Origin of the sequence: Pedobacter sp. MC2016-14 (assembly GCF_020991475.1) — a bacterium.
Lineage (GTDB): Bacteria > Bacteroidota > Bacteroidia > Sphingobacteriales > Sphingobacteriaceae > Pedobacter.
The window spans coordinates 37,955-55,749 of record NZ_JAJMPA010000005.1 but is presented as its reverse complement, the minus strand read 5'-3'; the positions used below and the strand labels follow the sequence as shown (position 1 = coordinate 55,749).

Below are 17,795 nucleotides of genomic sequence, written 5' to 3'. Positions count from 1 at the left end.
TAGCGATGCTTAATTAATATCAGTTAAATTAGGTTGCCTGCTTATTTTTAAATTCTGCCAGCTTAGCAAGGAGAGGTCCTTTATTTTCCAGGGTATAAGAGACAAATTTATCTTCTTTTATTGCCAAACGGACTAACATGGGCAGCCATGGATAAATCTTACGCGCAAGAATTTCAAAAGTAGCGTCATCCTGAGCAGCGGCTAAAGCCTGGTCAGCATAAGGCTCAATTTTTGGCCAGTGTTCGGCAATTACTGGTCCCATGGAGTTCATGATTTTACTGTTAAGTTCGCTACTGTCAGCGTTATTGTCGTTGCTTTTAAAAGATGATAACATTCTGTTTTTGTTTTATATTTTAGTTTCAGTCTATGAACAAAAAGCTGATATATAAGTTTCAGTGATAAGCAAATATCTTTTTCCGCATGCAGAGCGAGAATTTAGTTACCTTAGAAACCTGTACTGATTAAAATATGAAACTTCTCAAGCCCTTTCTTAAACGATTTCTGTTAATTGCAGTTCCCCTTTTGGTGGTATTTATCTTTGCGAAAATGGCGATAAGGGAAAATAGGACCGATCATCATCCAACAGATGTTGGACTCGGCATTGCATTTTTGCTGGTTTTCATATTTATCGTCATGTTTATCGCTTTCCTTATAGACCTCATGATCAGAATATCTCGTAAGCAGGCATCGCTCGCCTGGATGGATGCCGGATTTCTCTTTTTCATCAGTATTCCAATAACCTATATCTGCTGTTTGATTGCCAGCAGGGAATGCTTTTGCGGCTGGCTGATTGACACCATAGATCTTGTTAGGTAAGCTCAATGATAAATAACTTATGAGCCTTAATTTCTGAAATTTATTAAGTTATCCTTTTCATCCGGTTTAGTTTCGGCAATCATCAAGATTAAGGCAGCTAAAGCATTATCAGCGACTGGTGAGCCAAGGTTTTAATATTTTGGTCACAAACGGCATAACTCTTAAAACCTAAATGTCTGTTTGTTGTTGTCATGGTATGGAATCATTTGAAATACAGTTGTTAGAAGATCAATTTAGAATAGAGCCTTTGGAAAATGGATTGTACCGGATTATGGAAGGTGAAAACAAAATTGGCGTAATCTTTCCGGAGCCCGATGGTAACCAGGTGAAGTGGACCACACAGGATGAGCTGGAGGATGGTTTCGTGCAGCAAGTGGGTGAACTGATTACCGAACACAATATGTGATGAAAGCTTAATCTATGACATCGAAGCCCATATGCAACAAAGAATTACGGTATTAACTATTGGCGCAAATGATCTGGCTGCAATGCAAGCCTTTTATCAGGATATACTGGGATGGAAACCTGTTGCAAAAAATGCGGATATTGTTTTTTATCAGATGAACGGCTTTCTGCTGAGTATCGCCAAAAAAGAGCGTCTTTCGGAGTTTCTCGGTGTTAAACTGGGTGAACGTGGCCCGATTACTATAGGTCACAATGTAGCTACTGAACAAGAAGTAACTGCGCTCTATGAGGAATTTATTGCCAAAGGTGTAACGATATTGAAAGAACCAACTACGCCACCTTTTGGAGGTTTATTTTTTTATTTTCAGGATGTTGAAGGGAATGTTCTAGAAGTTGCCTGTAACTCGTTTGTATTGCTTGATGATGTGAAAAACGTAGTCGGTCACAAGTCTATAAATGATCTTTAAAAGATTTGTTAGTCAGTATTCTATGTAGGCTTCGTGAGTCTTTTTGCTATTTTGACCTGACTCACGAAATTACTCCCGGGAGATAGGGTGTTTTATGCATATTTTGGTGCTCATAAAAAACAAAAAACCCTGCTAATGGTACATTAACAGGGTTTTTATGCATTTTGATATTGCTATCCGCGGAGAGTGGGGGATTCGAACCCGCGGACCCTTTGACAAGTCAACAGTTTTCAAGACTGCCGCAATCGACCACTCTGCCAACTCTCCGGCGCAAAAGTACGAATATCATTCGGTTTTGCAAATTCAAATTAATTTATTTTTTAAGTGTCAGTTAGTCAGGTTTATAGGATGTGAATACCTAGCTTAATAGTAAGTGATAACAGTTGAGAATATACTGATCAGCCTCTTTTTAGTTCAATTTTTATTTACTGGTGAGCCAAGGTTTTAATATTTTGGTCACAAATGGCATAACGACCCATGTTAAGATTCCGACCATCAGCGTGGCCGTAACAAGTAGTCTGAATGGGACGGGCAGGTGTATTAGAAACCGGCCGGTGGTGTAGTACAGGAAGATGCTTGTTGGAAATACGCCGCACAATGTGGCGATAGCCATTTTCCACCTGGGCGGTGGAGTTGAGGAACGAAACCAGGCTTCAAGGCCTGTTAGTTGTCGGTAAACCGCTGCTTCTGTCAGGTTGGAGGCATAGTTTTCCCATTGCCGGAACTGCTCAGAATTGTAAAAGACATCGCGTTCTTTTTCGTCTTTGAAGGTTCTTAAGATACCGATTTCATTACTGTCTGCTCCTGGAAAGGAAGAAATGATTGCCGCGCCGTGTACGCCGTCGTGGATAAATGACTGGCCAAGAAAATTGCGCAGGGATTCTTTAAATTCCTGTTCTTTTCCGGGAAGAATTTTGCGGGTGATTGCGACGTGTATGGCCATGTTTTTCGATAGGTTACTAATTTACAGAATTGCTTTCATTCTTGAAACCTAAATGTCCATTTGTTGTTTTCATCGTATGGAATGATTTGAAATACGATAACCAGATAATTTCAATACTCCAAATAAAAATACTCTTTTTATAGAGTGTGTAGAAATGGAGTATTTGCTTTACTTTATTTCATGGCAAATAAGGACCTTTTAACAAATGAAAAAGAGCTAAGGAAAATAGGTTTAAGGCTTAAAAGTCTCCGTAAGTCCAGCGGATATAGCAGCCCAGATAAGTTTTCCTATGACAATAATCTAAATCGCTCCCAGTATGGTAAATATGAGGCGGGGAGTGCTAACATAACGATTGGGACGTTGATTGGTATTCTTAATTGTTTCGGGGTGAGTTTAAGTGAGTTCTTCAACGAAGAATATAACCTAAATAAATAACGACCCCTATAAAAACTGAATATGCAAAGTGTTTACAAGATAAGAATTGTCAATCACATCCGGTCTTTAAAATACATTCTTATTGGCCTTTCTTTGGTAGTTCTGGTTTGTTATTTTATCCCATTTTATGAAAAAAATTACATCACCTCAGAAGGTCTGATGGTAGGAGCAATCCCTGTGTTGATATTTATTGCACCAGCAATTTTTCTTCATATTAGTTACTACATTAAAAATTCAGGACTTAAAATAGTAATTGATGAAAACCAAAGTACATTGATTGTTAGTAAATCTGGTAAAGAGCATTTTTACAATTTTTCAGATCTAATTTTAGTAGAGCAGCACTTGGCTATTTATCATAGAAACAGAATTGATCACATAAATAGGAAAATAGTCCCATGGGCGTCTTATGGTTACCTACTTCTAAAATTCAACGATGGTTTACAGCTCTATGTCACATCTTTAATGTTGGATGTTTTGAAACCACCTATCATTACAACCCATACATATTTTAGACTTTTCCCCTATATGAAATCTGGAATTGATTTTTCCAAAAAACGTGTTATTGTCAATGAAAATTATGAAAACAAAATTTCACAATACAAATTGACTTTTAAACATCATAGTGACCAGCAATTAAATGAAAAGATTATAAATAGGAAAACATACGACAAATCTGCAGTTGAGGCTGCTAGACTAGTGCTGGCTACTCGGGTGATCATCCAATTAAATAAGAAAGCGGAAATGATCTCCGACCATTCCCGCTTCATCTAAATTAACGCTCTCAAATATAAAGACGTTAATCAGGGCTAGATATTGTCTTACTCCATAAATTATGTTACATGCTTTTTTTTAAGTGCTGCCATATCTGCACCTACTTTAATATCAGGTATTTTAGCTTGTGTTGAAACTTTTAGCCGTTAAAATGCAAAAACCCACTAATCATACGATTTGCAGGGTTTTATGTTGGTTTTGACCCCATTTGGGCGGAGAGTGGGGGAATTGTACCCCAGCTTAAAATCCCGCTTTAATATGGTGCCTTGAAGGTTTTTAATTGTCGACTCACCGAATCACTCACCTTTCTTAATTCTTTTATAACTGCAAATGTTATATTACTAATTTACGCATTAATTTTGATTATGCACTAATACATTGTTAGCAATACGCTTGGATCCGTCTCTCTTAAATTAAAATATTCGAGAGATTTATGGTGAAAATGTGAGTATTATCCAAAAAAAAGAACTTTTACGAGTAGCCAAGCCTTCAAAGTATTCAGAAGATAATTTATGTTGTTGACACATAGTTGTTAACTATTTCCAATTGATTTTACTAACTAAGCTTTCTGGATATTTGTTTTTCAAGTTAGCAATATATTTCTTAGCCTTATTCAGCCTTTTTACATCCACGCTATGCAGGTAGGCTAGCCAACCATGCACCTCAGATAATAATTTTAAATTCGTTTGCTCAGTCTGCTTGGTTAGCCTGTGAATTTTAGCTCGAAACAGTTTATACTTTTCCCTACCAATTCCAACACCATCGTTTCCTACTACAAGCCCAGTCACGATCTTTGCTCGGGAAGGTCCAGCTATTCGGGTCTTTTTGTCATTAACTTCAAAACGTTCACTAGTAATGATACTTTTAATGAAAGGAAGTGAGCGAACTACTTTGGACGGCATCGGGCCAGAAAAAGATAAGTCATCAGCATATCGAGTGTAACTGATTCCTTTTTTTCCTACATAGCCCTGTAACCTGTTGTCCAGTCTCCATGCTACTAAGTTAGCTAGCTTTGGTGAACAAGGACCACCTTGAGGCAATTTATTTTCGAAAGTGCAGATCTTTGATAGTATGATCGAAATCAGGTTATTGTATCCAACAGCTCGAAAAATGTTAAAAACATGACGTTGGCTGATAGAAGGGAAAAAGTCTTGGATATCAACAGTTAATATCGCAGTAGCACCAATGTGTGCTTTTGCGTTTTGATAAGTTGAAGTTCCTTTTTCAAAACCCATGCAGGAAGGAGATACACTTAATTTGTTTAAAATATTTACCAAAATCCAAGCTTGAAGTGCTTTCAGCTTACGTGAAGGTTGAGAAATCGTTCTTTTTCCCCCTGTTTTTTTCGGGCGCTGGTATGTGATGTAGTATTCATTCGCAAATGATGACATCTGATAAATAATAGATCTGGAGAGTCTCGTTAACTCTGCAAAATCATCGACTTTCTCCATAACAGGTAAGCCTAGCATTTTCAGCCTAATAATATTGGACTTGTTCATGAAACAAAAATCAAGGGTAAGTGTTTTTACTCATAATACTAGACGGAAGTATGAAGATGTTGCGAGGAATCGAGTCAATAGCTTCATACTTTTGGAAGATAAAGCTAAGTTTAATTCTTGGACGCCGAAACAACGTCCCAATATTTGGTAAACCAAATGTCTAAAATCTCTATACCCTCAATTTTTTGTTTCTATATGTCAAATTTAATATTTCTAAGCGTAAATTATCAATATCTTTGGTTCTATTTGTAACATTAATGTTTTTATTGGCTTTATAACTCAAAAAGGCATTAACTCCACTGCTAGTTAGCCTATATCCCTCGGCGGTAGATTGCACCCAACGTTTTTTTATCAGCATGCTCAGTGCGGTTTCTGTAATACTAGAAGCAAAAATTTCATTTTCAGTAACAATAGCTGTCATATGGGTTAGGGTCATCTTACCAACAGGCTCTAGGAGGTAAATTGCGGGAAGCAGAAAGCGGTCGACACTTAATAAAGTGAGTTTTTTTTCAGATTTTGATATGTTCTTTTTGACGTTTCTAATAGCTGAAACTACTTTTTCTAGTTCAGGATTACGAGTAATGCTAGGAAATCCAATCAGCGTGGAGGTAGGTGTATTTAGTAGTTCTGGATCAACATGAACAACTGCTTTATGATTAGTTCTTTTGAGTAATTTAACCGGACCTTGGTTAATAAAACTTTTATCTTTATGATATTTTTTGTCCAGCACACAAACCATTTTCTTTCGGAGTTTTTCATTGTTAGCGAAAGCGCCTAGCTCCGCAAAAGAACCTGCGCTTTCGGGTATCACCACCACAACGTCAACACTATCTGCCAACAAGTTTTCCAAAGATAGTAAGTCTTCAGAATTTGATTTATATAGTAATGTTTCAAAAATATCTTCCGGATAGATAATATCATAATCTCCATACCATAGGATAGTACCCAAAAGATCTGAGATTTTATATCGGATACTACTTAGGTCAGATATATCTTTGCCACAGAGGAAGATAGTTGTTTTGGAATTGCGAGCAGGCTCAAATATGTACTTCATTATCCTGTCAGTGATGACCTTACATTCGGTGAGGGACAATTCATTTTTCTGCAACCGCAATTGTTCTGTATGCTTTTGACTCATTCAACCTCTAAAGTAAACAATTTATCAAACAATACTTTCAATTTGCATATCAAAATATACACAAACGAATTTAGCTTTGCGACGGTTAGCAGTTAAGCTTTATAAGCTGTTTGTGGTTATTTTTTTTAAGGTATTCGGTGAGTCGGTTTTATTTTGCTTTCTGAATCACGTCTGAATTAGTTGGGAATTTGGGGATATGAAAAAAATCCAGGCCTTAAATGAATAAGTCTGAGATGGCAAGATTACTGGCTTTTATTTGTTTCAAACGGAAAATTAAATTCATATAGCCTCAGGAAGGAATGATACAGTCAAGTTGGGCATTAAAAATATATCGATTGCTCATTTTCTCTGGAATTGAAGATCTCCACAATTGAAATATATTTGTAGTCAGCTTCAACCGCAATTTGTCTTTTTTAGTTGCTTGGTTGATTTTTCGATATTGGATAAGTATGAATCATTCTTAAAAAAAAACTATATTAGTTTCCTAAAATTATGTTTAATGTTCTCATTCATGTTAAAAAAATGCACTGGGTTGAATTGTCGTTTTTTATTTGTTGATGGAAACTGGCTAATTTGTTCATCAAGCGTTTTTGTTTTAAATAATCAAAGAAGATGCAGTTAAATGAATTAATTACCTACCAAGAGGTTGTCTCATCTCTTAATAAGAAAAGAAAAAAACATCTGCTATTCGGCAATGGCTTTAGCATGGCATATGACAGTAATATATTTTCATACAATGCTTTGAGTAAATTTATTGACGAGATAGGCGATCCAGTAGTTCAAAAATTATTTGAGAGTCTTAATACCAAAAATTTTGAACTAATAATGCAACAACTCGATAATTTTTGTGAGATAGCCAATATCTTTAGCGATGATGCTGAACTCGTTCCTAAAATTAAAGCAGTTATAGAAAAATTGAAAAACAGCCTCATAGATGCGGTCAAAGAACTTCATCCCGAACACGTTTTTAAGATGCCAATTGAAAAGGTACAATCTTGCCAAAAGTTCTTAAGTGAATACTTATCAAAAGACGGATTGGTATTTTCAACTAATTATGATTTACTAGTTTACTGGGTATTAATGCGAACTGGAACTGAAAACTCTATTGATGGCTTCGGTAGAGATTTAGAAACCGAAATAGAATCAGGGGTGTCTGTTCCACAAAATGAACTGCAATATTCTGAATTGCGATGGGGAAAGCATAAATCGTCTCAAACCATCAATTACCTTCATGGTTCACTTCCTATTTTCGATAATGGGATTGATATTATTAAGGTTGAATATGATACAGAACATTTCTTACTTGAGAATATTAAAGAAAGGATAAAAAAAAAGGAATACCCAATTTTTGTGACTGCGGGAAATGGACAAGAAAAATTGACCCACATTATGCATAACAAATATTTATCTTTTTGTTATGAAAAGTTATGCAACATTGAAGGTTCATTGGTAACATTTGGTTTTAATTTTGGCGAATACGATTCTCATATAATTGAGGCTATAAATATAGCGGCAAAAAGTGGCAGGAGGGTTAGGGAAAAGTTATGGAGTGTTTATATTGGAGTTTATTCTCAGGAAGGGCTAGATCATATTTTAAAAATTAAGTCGAAGTTTAAATGTAAAATTATTCCTTATAATGCAAAGACCGCGAATACTTGGAGTCAGTGAAATAATAAATAGAATTTATACATATTTCAATTCGTAAATAGTATCTCATATGAGTGATTACCTCGATATTGCAACATCTTTACATACGAATTCATTGACTCTTTTTGTTGGAACAGGGTTTAGTAAATACATAACTAATGGTAAGGCTCCAAGCTGGTTGGAGTTGCTTGTGGATTGCGCAAGAGCAATAGATAAAAATGACAAATTATTAAATCAATTATTTAATTCCAATTCTTCTGGAGAAATAAAAGAAGCGATTTATGACTTAACTATCTGTGCCCAGATTTTAGAAAGTGAATTTCTTCGAAAACGAAGAAGTATTAAAGAGGAAATCTCTAATATTATAAGAAAGAATATAAATGAAAAGACTATAGACAAAGATAAACTAAGCCATTTGCAATCTTTTTTTCAAGAACACCCTAATATCAATATAGTAACCACAAATTATGATACAATTTTTTCGGATTATATAATTCCCATTACAAGTAGAATAGTAATTGAAGGGAGTATCATTCCCCGAATTAATTCTGGCCAAAATATATATCACATACACGGTTGTGTAAATAAACCGGAAAGCATTATACTGACTATCAATGATTATTATAATTTTCAAAATTCAAACAATTACTTCTCAAGAAAATTTTTCACCTTACTTCAAGAAACTACAGTAGCCATCCTGGGCTATTCGTTAGGAGATTTCAATTTGAATTCTATTTTGAACGAAGTTAAAAATTCAAAAAATGAATCTTTTAGAAGAACTGAAATTTATTATGTGACAAAAGATTCAATTTCGGATGTTATTGAAAAATTTTATTCAATGACATACGGAATAAAGGTCATTCAGAATACTGATACTCACACGTTTTTTGATTTAATTGAAAGGAAGTATGATAAGGCTAAAGGTCTTATCGATTCTGTAGAGGATTTGAAAGACGTTATTGCAGGAACACATTATTACACAGATGAGTTTTTGAAATTGAAGTTATCATTGACCAATATTCTTCTTCAAGCATCTAGTTTAGGAATTGATAGTAGGGATATGAGTTTTCTTAAAACTTTGATTTTCTTATTAAAAAAGAAACGTCAGTTTACGAGAGAGAATAATGCTTGGACTCAATATGAACATCTTGCAGACTGGCTGATTGAGATTGCCTCGATTATCACCATTAAGGGGTCGGAGTTTGAAAAAGATTTTTGTGAGATAGCTAAGTATTCCTTAAGTAACGCGAGCAAGGAGTGGTACAAAGGTTATTCTTGGCATGCATGGCAAGCATGGCGCAGTCGTTGGCACGAAATGAAATTAGAGAATCAAATTATGGTTGAAGATATAATTGAAACTAATTCTTGGCCATCATGCTCTGAAATTCCAGCAATATTAGATTAGATATTTTTACAAAAAAACAAACAACATAATAACTAATGGAAAAAACGATTCTTTATGGAAATGGCTTAAATTATCTTAGTAAAGATGCGACAGGATGGACAGAGCTTTTGGATATTTTGATGAGAGATGACAAGTTTGATATGAGCTTTCTGCCAAATATAATGACCTATGAAAGAATTAGGTTAAATTGGAATAAATCGACTGATACAATACATTTAAAATCTAAGATTTCTGATCTCCTCAAAAATCAACCAACAAATGAATTTTATGGGAAGATTTTGAATTTGGGTGTCAAAAATTTTTTATCAACAAACTATGATTATGCCATAAATAAAGCTTGGGCTGATCTCACAGAGGTAAATAATAGTAGTGAAGACTTGTATAGTATAAGAAGAAATACTTCTCTTTTAAAAGATGGAAAAGAAATTGCTAAAATATGGAATATTCATGGAGAAATCCGCCAACCTAAGTCTATTATGCTTGGATTAAATCATTATTGTGGTTCTATTGGCAAGATTAATGGTTACTTAAAAGGGACATATGATTTTAGGGACAAGGGGCAAAAGCAAGACATATTGTCGATTGATGATAAATTGAAATCAAACACTTTTGATAAGTATTCTTGGATAGAACTATTTTTTAATACTAATGTACACATTGCAGGTTTTGGGCTTGATTTCAGTGAAATTGACCTGTGGTGGATTTTAAATAAGAGAGCTCGACTTAAAGAAGATAATTTAGTGAAAAATAAAGTGTTTTATTACACCAAGCCGATTGAAGAGGTTACTAAAGAAGTTGATGTAGAAATGCGAAGAAGGGAAATGTTGGAAGCGTTTGATGTAACAATATATACTATATCAACAAAAGAAGGTTATGAACATCAATGGAATAACATAATTGAGCACATTAAGTCTAGCTAATAATCAATGGGCCTTTTTAGGCTTTAACTGTTGATTCGGACTTTGAGTTTTGAAACGTTTTGCGCAATGTCTTGTCGTGAAAAAAAATATACTAAGTAAATGAAAAAAGGTAGTGTCTTGAATTTTGTGTAAAGTCGGATTAGACTAGGTCAAACGTATTGTATTTAAGGGAAGAAAATCAGAACTTTAAGTACAGTCATATGGAAGATAACAATTTAGGTTTACCAAAGGACTTTTTCAAGCAGTTTAAGTCCAATGGTCTCATCGATTTCAGATCTGCCTTGCAGGTTCTTGCTGAACACTATTTGTTTCCAGCGATTCATTCCTTCTAAATCTCCGTTAAACCGAAGCATGGTCGTCAACATTGCATATCGATACATGGTATGATGACGAAAGTGTCGTTTAAGTATTATAAATGCTGTCTCATAATGAATAAACATCGCTATACCATAAAGTAACGGCAAAAACAAAAGCGATAAAAATAACGGTATTAAAAACTGCATTAAAACTGTTCGGTTGACATACTCTTGGTAATGCTGAACCAAATGTAGCATGATGAAAAATACAGCGATCAGGCCTGAAAAGAATTGCGTTCCCTTAAGCAGTTTGTTTACCTGTGCATATTCAGATTTTCGTTCGCTGACGGCTAACATACCTCCTAACATAACAAGGGCAGGAACCATTAGTACTTCAATCCATAGTTTAAAGGTATAAAGGCCAAATATGTATTCAAATATAATGGAGAAAGCAATTAAGGGGGTGACGATCTCTTTTAGGAACTTCTGAAAGCTATCGATTTTTCCAGCCTGGAACATTAACGGCAATGCAACAAACAAGAACCACATTATGGTATCCTTGATGAGTGAGATATCCCAAATCTTTACCGCATGTAATAAAAAAATGGAACAGGAAATATAAGCAAGGGCAATGATATAGATATACACAAACTGCCTGCAAAACAACGCCTTTACAATACCGCCCGCAGATTTTCTCGTATTCCTGGGGGACAGCAACCATATCAAAAGGGGAATTCCCCAGAAAAGGTACGCCTGCTCACGCGTATTAAATATACCACTAAAATAGCTATAAAGGTTATCTAAACTTACGGAGTCCATCTAAAAAAACTTTTTACCACTCATCCACGGTTTCAGATTGTCGTAAAGCCCCATATTGATTTTACGGTACAAGCTAAACTCATCATTGATAAATCATATTTAGACCACTTGGAAAAATAGTCATCTAAAATGCGGTACAGCTGCGTGTCGATTTTCTTTAATTGACTAAGTTCATTTTGGTAATCAAAGGCAGGGTTCGGGTCGCACTTGAATGCAAAGTATTTGCCGATAAAAGTATTGATCGCTTCGACGTTATACTTGTTTCCTCGTTTATAAAGTTTACCGATCTGATTGATAAGGCCAGGCTCAGCTTTAAAATCCTCATAGTCTGACAGGAACTTCGCACGTTCAAAGCCCCGATCCAGGAAAATGGGCAACATCAGCGTATGTGCGATACAATTGGTCATGTGTTCGATCAATCTGGTATCGAATATTTTGGATAGCAGTTTGCTGCCCGAAATGGTGTTTTTTAGATTGCCAGTAATATTTATATCGCAGTAGTCCAAATAGCCATGTAAAAGTTCATGGCTGAAGGTATCCACACAGTAATCACCATCTGGGATATAAAAGGTAATGCGGTTTCCGATGGTATAGATCGAATGATGCCCGCTAAAGGAAGGCTCAAACGTGACCTCAAACTTGGAACAGACCATATCAAAAAGATCTTGGTTCCTGCTGTCCAGGAGTTTTGAAGAGTCGATTGCGTTATTCATTTAGATAGGATTATATTTGGAAGTACCAAGATAACTAAATCAATAACAAATTGCTAAAGAAGTCTCTCTATGATTGAAATCACCATCGGAATCTTAGGCCTGCTCATTGCCTGGTTCACCTACAAAAAGACCTTTCTGGATAAGCCAAAGGAAGAAATAGAACATCTGACCATACAATTCAAAGCAACACAGGCCACATCAATGAAAGTCCGGAACAACCTGATCAAACTCTCCACAGAATATGGCCTGGGTTCTAGCGAATTGTTCTCAGGAATGACAATAGATCACTATATAAAATTGATGACCGATAGTTACGAAAAAAGCCTCAATGATAAGCTATTAACAGAAATGCTTGCGCTAAAACCATCAAAATCAATGCTCAGATCCATGATCAGTAGCTTGGAAAAGCAACATGCTGAATTGATGACACTGGAAACAGGAACCAATGCCAGCTTATTATCAGTATGATAATTTTTAGTGTAAATATCTGTTATCATAAATCTTTTAACGGAACATTTAATTCTGCAATGTCAATTCCTGAAAGGTCGATTAGTTCCGGTAAGAGGGAATGATCTTCGACCATTCCCTTAATAATCAAGATGGATAAATCACCTCTAAAAAAACTATACGAGCATCGACGTCCCATAAATTGTAAAGGGCTTTATGGCCATGTGGCACAGTCTCTAGGTCATCTCTCATCTGTTTGAACTCTTTGTGCTCCAAATAATGCTTAAAAACGGTGACAATGCCATTGGAGTAGCAATCGTCATAATTGATTAACTTTTTGATGCAGTATTTTACATCACTTTCATTGATTTTAATAGTTTCCATAATCATTAAGGTTTAAATAAGTACTGTCTGCTCCATACTTGTTTTTAAGCGTTGCCATATCAGCTCCAACTTTAATATCCAATATTTTAGCGTAATGTTGTAGTCTGAATATTAGTATGCCCGAGCATTTTAGAAAGGCTTTCAATAGGAATCCCATTCAATAGCGTGACCGTTGTATCAAATGTATGCCTAGCAATATTGAAAGTGATCTGTTTCTGTCCGCCACTGAAGTCCGCAATCTCTTTTAGATAGCTATTCATCTTTCTGGTTAACTGATACTGGCAGTAACATTCCAGTATTTAAGCATATTCGATTATTCTGGTACTGATTTAATAGGATAGAGGCGGCAGGTAACAAAGGAATGGGGGAAGGCACATTTGTTTTTTGTCTATTTATAGAAATCCATTTTTCGCCATCAATGCCCGTTACAATATCACCTCGTTTTAAATTCTTAACATCCACATAGGCAGGCCAGTATAACAACAAAATAAAAAGATATCCCTTACTTGCGCTAATCTTTCAGAAGCCAGTGGCTTGTTGCCTATCAGCTTTATTTCTTCTTCAGTAAGCTACACCCGATCAACCTTGTTAATCTTGTTTTTGTAGTTTTGAAATGGTTCGGTAGCCAGTAACCCGTTGGTAAGGCAAATAAGAATAATCTTGCCGAAGTTCTTCAAGTATTTCACCGCAGAGTTATTGGCGCATTTTCGTACAGATCGTAAGTAAAAATCATATTCAGTTATAAAAGCATGGTCTACTTTTCTAATGTCTATATCACTAATGTTGTATTTCCATTGTAAAAACTCCACGGTATGCTTTAGAGAGGTTCTGTAACACTCCGCAGTCCTTTTAGAAAACTCAGATCCCACCAAAGTTTCCATTTTGTGGATATGGTCTTTAAATACGTCAATTAAGGTGCATTGCTTTTCTATCTTCCCTGAAACTGATCTCGTAATCTCTCGGCAGTGATGGGATCGTCTTTTTCTGTTAATTGCCGATGTGCTTCGAATACTTTGTTTTGTAGGTCGTCCAGATAAACGTTAAAAGACTTTACTTCTTCTTTTTTGCCATTACTACGACCTGATATCGTATTCCATTGTGAAGGTTCACAACTACGGCCAGTGGTAACTTCCGCACGGTTGCCGTTCACAGTAATGCGAATAGATAGGAGCAGTTCCTTTTTGATAGTTTTTTGGCTTCTTTATGTAGAAGAGCAAGCTGAAATTGGTTTTCATAATGTTTAACATTAATGGTGAACAACCCGAGCCCGCTTTTCGGGCAAGAGCTGCATCGCAGATAAAAAGCAATAAGAATCAACGATGCAAATTTAGCTTTGCAGTAATTAGAAATCAAGATTTGTGTATTTTCAACCTGTTTAATGTCTGGGTTTTATACGCTATTCTGTGAGTCTTTTGTATTTTTAAATTCACTCACCGAATCACTCACCTACAGGATCGGAATTCGTTCGAAAATTGTAACCCTTTAAAATGCAAAAAGCCTGCTATCTTACGATTTGCAGGCTTTTTGTTGGTTTTGATACCATTTCAGCGGAGAGTGGGGGATTCGAACCCGCGGACCCTTTGACAAGTCAACAGTTTTCAAGACTGCCGCAATCGACCACTCTGCCAACTCTCCGCGACAAAAGTACAAATACCACCCGAATCTGCAAATTGTCATTAACAAAAACTTGATAACATCTTAACACAGAGCCAAAGAATTTTTAAATCCTTTCCGGAATTCCTTACCTGAAGAGGATTTAAACCCTTAAAAAACCGATTTAAAAAATAAACTACTATTTCTATAGATTTTATTGCATTTAAAAAAAAAGACGCTATATTTGTAGAAATTAAAAAACTCTTCCAAACTATAGAACCAGATGAAAACTGATTTAAATTTAATCAACGCACTAAACACCCAAAGACTAATGGTCATGTCCATGACCTGTTGTTGTTGCTAGTTCATCAGCTGCAATTTCATCCCTAACATTAGCTATAGAGCTTAAAACATCAACTAAAGGATCATCAGGATGATCTTAAAGGCTCTGCCTTGAATTTTACGACTCAAAACCATCAAACTATTAATATCAAAATCATGAAAAAAAGTATACTAATTATCTTTTCATTTCTGCTTTCGGCAAGCTTTGCCTTCGCCCAAAGCAAAGTAACGGGGATTATAAAGCGTGCAAACGGTACTCCGCTACCTCGTGCCACCGTTAAAGTTAGGGGAACTAATGTCTCGGTAAGCGCAGACGACAATGGCGCATTTACCATCATCGCTAAACAGGAGCCTCCTTTTTACCTTCAGGTAAGTTCCGTGGGTTACAAACCGCAGGATTTTCAAGTGCTGAAGCTTCAGGACGCGCCGCTGGAGTTAACGCTTGTAGAAAGCGATCAACTGGATGAAATTGTGGTAACTTCCCGAAGACGTTCAGAGTCTTTACAGGATGTACCTATCGCCGTTACTGTGATCGGTGGACAAGCCGCAGAAAATGCCGGTGCTTTTAATGTGAACCGCTTAAAAGAATTGGTGCCATCAGTTCAGCTGTATGCATCTAATGCCAGAAATACCACCCTTAACATCAGGGGATTGGGCTCAACCTTTGGCTTAACGAACGACGGTATCGATCCTGGGGTAGGGTTTTACGTCGATGGGGTATACCATGCCCGTCCGGCCGCTACCTCTACAGATTTCCTTGACATTGAACAAATAGAAGTAATCCGCGGGCCTCAAGGTACTTTGTTCGGAAAAAATACCACTGCGGGAGCATTCAACATCACTACCACTAAACCTACGCAAACACCAACAGCAAAAGTTGAACTCAGTGCCGGAAATTATAATTTTATCCAGGCCAAAGCCTCTGTTTCAGGCGGGGTAGCTAAGGATCTCGCGGCAAAAATATCACTCTCCGGTACGCAAAGGGACGGTACGATCTGGAATACCAGAGAAGAACGCCGCTACAGTGGACAAAACAACCTTGGTTTAAAAGGTCAGTTATATTATACACCTTCTGATAAATTATCGGTCTTGCTAAGCGGCGATGTGAGCATCCAGCATCCTGCAGGTTACCCACTTGTTATTGCCGGCATCACTGCCACAGAAAGAAGTGCTTACCGTCAGTATGCACGTATTATATCCGATTTGGGTTATCAGCAGCCTAAAGTTGATCCGTTCTCACGGGAAATCAGTACCAATACACCCTGGAGGCACAACCAATCCATTGGCGGGATCTCTGTTAACGTAGATTATAAAATCGGTAATGGAACATTAACTTCTACCACGGCATGGAGATTCTGGAACTGGGACCCTACCAATGACAGGGATTTCTCTGAATTTTCTGCCCTTACCAAATCACAAGGTAACTCCCGCCACGACCAGTATTCACAAGAAGTTAGGTATGCGGGTAACATCGCAGAAAAAGTTAGTGGTGTAATTGGTGTATTTGCTTTGAGCCAAAACCTGAAAGGTTTAGCACAAACAGAAGAAGTTGGTAAAGATCAGTGGAGATTTGTGCAAACGGCTAATACGGGTTCGCAAGCTTTATATTCTACTCCAGGGTTGTTAGATGGTTTTGGGATCAAAACCAACTCCTCCATTAAATCTTTAAGTACAGCTGTATTTGCGCAGGCAGATTGGGAATTTGCGAAAAACCTGCATGTTTTACCAGGTTTAAGGTTTACCTATGATAAAAAGGATGTAGATTATGACAGGACCACCTACGGGGGCTTACAAACAAGCGATGCTGCTTTACTTGCACTTAAAGCTGCTGTTTACAGCAATCAGCAATTTAACATCAGCACCAATAACAACAACCTTTCTGGTAACCTTACCGTTTCTTACCGCCCTACAACCAGGCTAAACGTTTACGGAACATTTTCTACAGCTTACAAACCTGTTGGTGTTAACGTAGGTGGTTTACCTACCACCAGCACTGGAGATGCTGATTTGTCTGTTGCGGTAGTAAAACCTGAATACGTTCAGCACTATGAATTAGGTGTTAAATCAAAACCTGTTAAAGGTGGATTGTTGAATGTAACTGTCTTTAATACGGATATTAAAGACTACCAAACCAATGTGCAGTCTCCACAATTGGGGGTAAACAGGGGATACCTGGCCAATGCAGAAAAAGTGAAAGTAAAAGGTTTAGAGGTTGATGGAAGTTATCAGCTGGAAAGGTTCTTAACCTTAAACGCTGCGGTTGCCTACCTTGATGGTAAATATGTGAAATTCACAAATGCACCACTACCTTTAGAAGAAACAGGACATACAGAAATCATCAATAATGTATCTACCCAGGTTGCTTTTAAAGATGCTTCTGGTGGCAGGTTGCCTGGAATCTCTAAATGGAATATTTCTGGTGGGGCCGAGACAAGCACTGCTGGTAAATTGTCTACGCAGGAGGGAAGATATTTTATCGCTGGTGATGTAAGCTACCGTTCTGAGTATTCTTCAAATCCAACACCATCAAGTGTATTGAATGTGCAAGGATATGCGTTATTAAATGCCAGAATAGGTTTTAAATCAGATAAGTTTTCTTTCTTCTTCTGGAGCAGAAATATTGCCAACAAAAATTACTACGAGCAATTACAGGCTGCGGCGGGTAATTCAGGCTTATATGCAGGAGTATTGGGTGATCCAAGAACTTACGGAGGAACCTTGCGCTTCAACTTTTAATTGCAAAAAAAAATCATCA

Annotated in this window: 20 protein-coding genes and 2 tRNA genes; 10 read left to right on the top strand and 12 right to left on the bottom strand. The window is 36.8% G+C overall.

Translation table 11 applies throughout. The annotated features are described in order from the left end of the window. Positions 1-28: 28 nt before the first annotated feature. Positions 29-334, bottom strand: coding sequence for a hypothetical protein (locus LPB86_RS20370; protein WP_230693268.1), 306 nt, complete (start codon positions 332-334; stop codon positions 29-31). A gap of 134 nt (positions 335-468) precedes the next feature. On the opposite strand from LPB86_RS20370, the gene LPB86_RS20365 reads away from it, so the two are divergent. From LPB86_RS20365 to LPB86_RS20355, 3 genes are all read left to right on the top strand, one after another. Continuing rightward, positions 469-816: a hypothetical protein gene (locus LPB86_RS20365; RefSeq protein ID WP_230693267.1), complete on the top strand. Its 348-nt coding sequence runs from the start codon at positions 469-471 to the stop codon at positions 814-816. Between the two features lie 196 nt (positions 817-1,012). Beyond that, positions 1,013-1,222, top strand: a complete 210-nt coding sequence (locus LPB86_RS20360) for a hypothetical protein (RefSeq protein WP_230693266.1) — start codon at positions 1,013-1,015, stop codon at positions 1,220-1,222. 31 nt (positions 1,223-1,253) lie between these two features. Then, entirely contained in the window at positions 1,254-1,688 is a 435-nt protein-coding gene (locus LPB86_RS20355) for a VOC family protein (protein WP_230693265.1), read from the top strand. A gap of 180 nt (positions 1,689-1,868) precedes the next feature. Here LPB86_RS20355 and LPB86_RS20350 read toward each other — a convergent pair. Together LPB86_RS20350 and LPB86_RS20345 are read right to left on the bottom strand one after the other, a co-directional pair. Beyond that, a tRNA-Ser gene (locus LPB86_RS20350) sits at positions 1,869-1,955 on the bottom strand. Positions 1,956-2,109: 154 nt separating this feature from the next. Further along, positions 2,110-2,631 carry an antibiotic biosynthesis monooxygenase gene (locus LPB86_RS20345; protein WP_230693264.1) on the bottom strand — a complete coding sequence of 174 codons (522 nt, stop codon included), beginning with the start codon at positions 2,629-2,631 and terminating at the stop codon, positions 2,110-2,112. Between the two features lie 180 nt (positions 2,632-2,811). Between LPB86_RS20345 and LPB86_RS20340 the strand changes: the two genes are divergently transcribed. Continuing rightward, positions 2,812-3,066 (top strand): helix-turn-helix domain-containing protein, encoded by a 255-nt coding sequence (locus tag LPB86_RS20340; RefSeq protein ID WP_230693263.1) that lies wholly within the window; start codon positions 2,812-2,814, stop codon positions 3,064-3,066. A gap of 21 nt (positions 3,067-3,087) precedes the next feature. Continuing rightward, a complete protein-coding gene (locus tag LPB86_RS20335; protein ID WP_230693262.1) occupies positions 3,088-3,837 on the top strand; it encodes a hypothetical protein in 750 nt (249 codons plus the stop codon). 536 nt (positions 3,838-4,373) lie between these two features. Here LPB86_RS20335 and LPB86_RS20330 read toward each other — a convergent pair. Together LPB86_RS20330 and LPB86_RS20325 are read right to left on the bottom strand one after the other, a co-directional pair. Next, positions 4,374-5,336: a retron St85 family RNA-directed DNA polymerase gene (locus LPB86_RS20330; RefSeq protein WP_230693261.1), complete on the bottom strand. Its 963-nt coding sequence runs from the start codon at positions 5,334-5,336 to the stop codon at positions 4,374-4,376. A 169-nt stretch (positions 5,337-5,505) separates the two neighbouring features. Next, positions 5,506-6,474, bottom strand: coding sequence for a retron St85 family effector protein (locus LPB86_RS20325; RefSeq protein WP_230693260.1), 969 nt, complete (start codon positions 6,472-6,474; stop codon positions 5,506-5,508). 612 nt (positions 6,475-7,086) lie between these two features. Here LPB86_RS20325 and LPB86_RS20320 point away from each other — a divergent pair. From LPB86_RS20320 to LPB86_RS20310, 3 genes are read left to right on the top strand one after another with little or no spacing between them, the layout of a single operon-like run. Next, positions 7,087-8,142: a DUF4917 family protein gene (locus LPB86_RS20320; RefSeq protein ID WP_230693259.1), complete on the top strand. Its 1,056-nt coding sequence runs from the start codon at positions 7,087-7,089 to the stop codon at positions 8,140-8,142. Between the two features lie 49 nt (positions 8,143-8,191). Beyond that, complete coding sequence (locus LPB86_RS20315; RefSeq protein ID WP_230693258.1) at positions 8,192-9,526, top strand: SIR2 family protein; 1,335 nt, start codon at positions 8,192-8,194, stop codon at positions 9,524-9,526. A 35-nt stretch (positions 9,527-9,561) separates the two neighbouring features. Further along, the gene (locus LPB86_RS20310) at positions 9,562-10,446 is read left to right on the top strand and encodes an SIR2 family protein (RefSeq protein ID WP_230693257.1); all 885 of its coding nucleotides are present in this window, start codon (positions 9,562-9,564) and stop codon (positions 10,444-10,446) included. 221 nt (positions 10,447-10,667) lie between these two features. Here the strand turns inward: LPB86_RS20310 and LPB86_RS20305 are convergent, their stop codons facing one another. Next, entirely contained in the window at positions 10,668-11,561 is an 894-nt protein-coding gene (locus tag LPB86_RS20305) for a hypothetical protein (RefSeq protein ID WP_230693256.1), read from the bottom strand. A 32-nt stretch (positions 11,562-11,593) separates the two neighbouring features. Continuing rightward, on the bottom strand, positions 11,594-12,274 hold the full coding sequence (locus LPB86_RS20300) for a hypothetical protein (protein ID WP_230693255.1): 681 nt from the start codon (positions 12,272-12,274) through the stop codon (positions 11,594-11,596). A gap of 69 nt (positions 12,275-12,343) precedes the next feature. Between LPB86_RS20300 and LPB86_RS20295 the strand changes: the two genes are divergently transcribed. Then, entirely contained in the window at positions 12,344-12,742 is a 399-nt protein-coding gene (locus LPB86_RS20295) for a hypothetical protein (protein WP_230693254.1), read from the top strand. Between the two features lie 126 nt (positions 12,743-12,868). Here LPB86_RS20295 and LPB86_RS20290 read toward each other — a convergent pair whose 3' ends face one another. The 5 genes from LPB86_RS20290 to LPB86_RS20280 all read right to left on the bottom strand — a co-directional run bounded on the left by LPB86_RS20290 (position 12,869) and on the right by LPB86_RS20280 (position 14,740). Beyond that, entirely contained in the window at positions 12,869-13,105 is a 237-nt protein-coding gene (locus tag LPB86_RS20290; RefSeq protein ID WP_230693253.1) for a hypothetical protein, read from the bottom strand. A gap of 86 nt (positions 13,106-13,191) precedes the next feature. After that, positions 13,192-13,365 (bottom strand): tyrosine-type recombinase/integrase, encoded by a 174-nt coding sequence (locus tag LPB86_RS21005; RefSeq protein ID WP_370632873.1) that lies wholly within the window; start codon positions 13,363-13,365, stop codon positions 13,192-13,194. Between the two features lie 309 nt (positions 13,366-13,674). Beyond that, the gene (locus LPB86_RS21000) at positions 13,675-13,986 is read right to left on the bottom strand and encodes a phage integrase SAM-like domain-containing protein (protein WP_370632872.1); all 312 of its coding nucleotides are present in this window, start codon (positions 13,984-13,986) and stop codon (positions 13,675-13,677) included. A gap of 47 nt (positions 13,987-14,033) precedes the next feature. After that, positions 14,034-14,255: an Arm DNA-binding domain-containing protein gene (locus LPB86_RS20995; RefSeq protein WP_370632871.1), complete on the bottom strand. Its 222-nt coding sequence runs from the start codon at positions 14,253-14,255 to the stop codon at positions 14,034-14,036. Between the two features lie 398 nt (positions 14,256-14,653). Then, positions 14,654-14,740, bottom strand: a tRNA-Ser gene (locus LPB86_RS20280). Positions 14,741-15,196: 456 nt separating this feature from the next. On the opposite strand from LPB86_RS20280, the gene LPB86_RS20275 reads away from it, so the two are divergent. Beyond that, a complete protein-coding gene (locus tag LPB86_RS20275) occupies positions 15,197-17,776 on the top strand; it encodes a TonB-dependent receptor (protein WP_230693252.1) in 2,580 nt (859 codons plus the stop codon). The last annotated feature ends 19 nt before the right edge of the window (positions 17,777-17,795 follow it).

Bases quoted from the DNA above. Each gene is read 5' to 3' on its own strand.
- LPB86_RS20370 (WP_230693268.1), bottom strand. From the start codon at position 334: ATGTTATCATCTTTTAAAAGCAACGACAATAACGCTGACAGTAGCGAA.
- LPB86_RS20365 (WP_230693267.1), top strand. From the start codon at position 469: ATGAAACTTCTCAAGCCCTTTCTTAAACGATTTCTGTTAATTGCAGTT.
- LPB86_RS20360 (WP_230693266.1), top strand. From the start codon at position 1,013: ATGGAATCATTTGAAATACAGTTGTTAGAAGATCAATTTAGAATAGAG.
- LPB86_RS20355 (WP_230693265.1), top strand. From the start codon at position 1,254: ATGCAACAAAGAATTACGGTATTAACTATTGGCGCAAATGATCTGGCT.
- LPB86_RS20345 (WP_230693264.1), bottom strand. From the start codon at position 2,631: ATGGCCATACACGTCGCAATCACCCGCAAAATTCTTCCCGGAAAAGAA.
- LPB86_RS20340 (WP_230693263.1), top strand. From the start codon at position 2,812: ATGGCAAATAAGGACCTTTTAACAAATGAAAAAGAGCTAAGGAAAATA.
- LPB86_RS20335 (WP_230693262.1), top strand. From the start codon at position 3,088: ATGCAAAGTGTTTACAAGATAAGAATTGTCAATCACATCCGGTCTTTA.
- LPB86_RS20330 (WP_230693261.1), bottom strand. From the start codon at position 5,336: ATGAACAAGTCCAATATTATTAGGCTGAAAATGCTAGGCTTACCTGTT.
- LPB86_RS20325 (WP_230693260.1), bottom strand. From the start codon at position 6,474: ATGAGTCAAAAGCATACAGAACAATTGCGGTTGCAGAAAAATGAATTG.
- LPB86_RS20320 (WP_230693259.1), top strand. From the start codon at position 7,087: ATGCAGTTAAATGAATTAATTACCTACCAAGAGGTTGTCTCATCTCTT.
- LPB86_RS20315 (WP_230693258.1), top strand. From the start codon at position 8,192: ATGAGTGATTACCTCGATATTGCAACATCTTTACATACGAATTCATTG.
- LPB86_RS20310 (WP_230693257.1), top strand. From the start codon at position 9,562: ATGGAAAAAACGATTCTTTATGGAAATGGCTTAAATTATCTTAGTAAA.
- LPB86_RS20305 (WP_230693256.1), bottom strand. From the start codon at position 11,561: ATGGACTCCGTAAGTTTAGATAACCTTTATAGCTATTTTAGTGGTATA.
- LPB86_RS20300 (WP_230693255.1), bottom strand. From the start codon at position 12,274: ATGAATAACGCAATCGACTCTTCAAAACTCCTGGACAGCAGGAACCAA.
- LPB86_RS20295 (WP_230693254.1), top strand. From the start codon at position 12,344: ATGATTGAAATCACCATCGGAATCTTAGGCCTGCTCATTGCCTGGTTC.
- LPB86_RS20290 (WP_230693253.1), bottom strand. From the start codon at position 13,105: ATGGAAACTATTAAAATCAATGAAAGTGATGTAAAATACTGCATCAAA.
- LPB86_RS21005 (WP_370632873.1), bottom strand. From the start codon at position 13,365: ATGAATAGCTATCTAAAAGAGATTGCGGACTTCAGTGGCGGACAGAAA.
- LPB86_RS21000 (WP_370632872.1), bottom strand. From the start codon at position 13,986: ATGGAAACTTTGGTGGGATCTGAGTTTTCTAAAAGGACTGCGGAGTGT.
- LPB86_RS20275 (WP_230693252.1), top strand. From the start codon at position 15,197: ATGAAAAAAAGTATACTAATTATCTTTTCATTTCTGCTTTCGGCAAGC.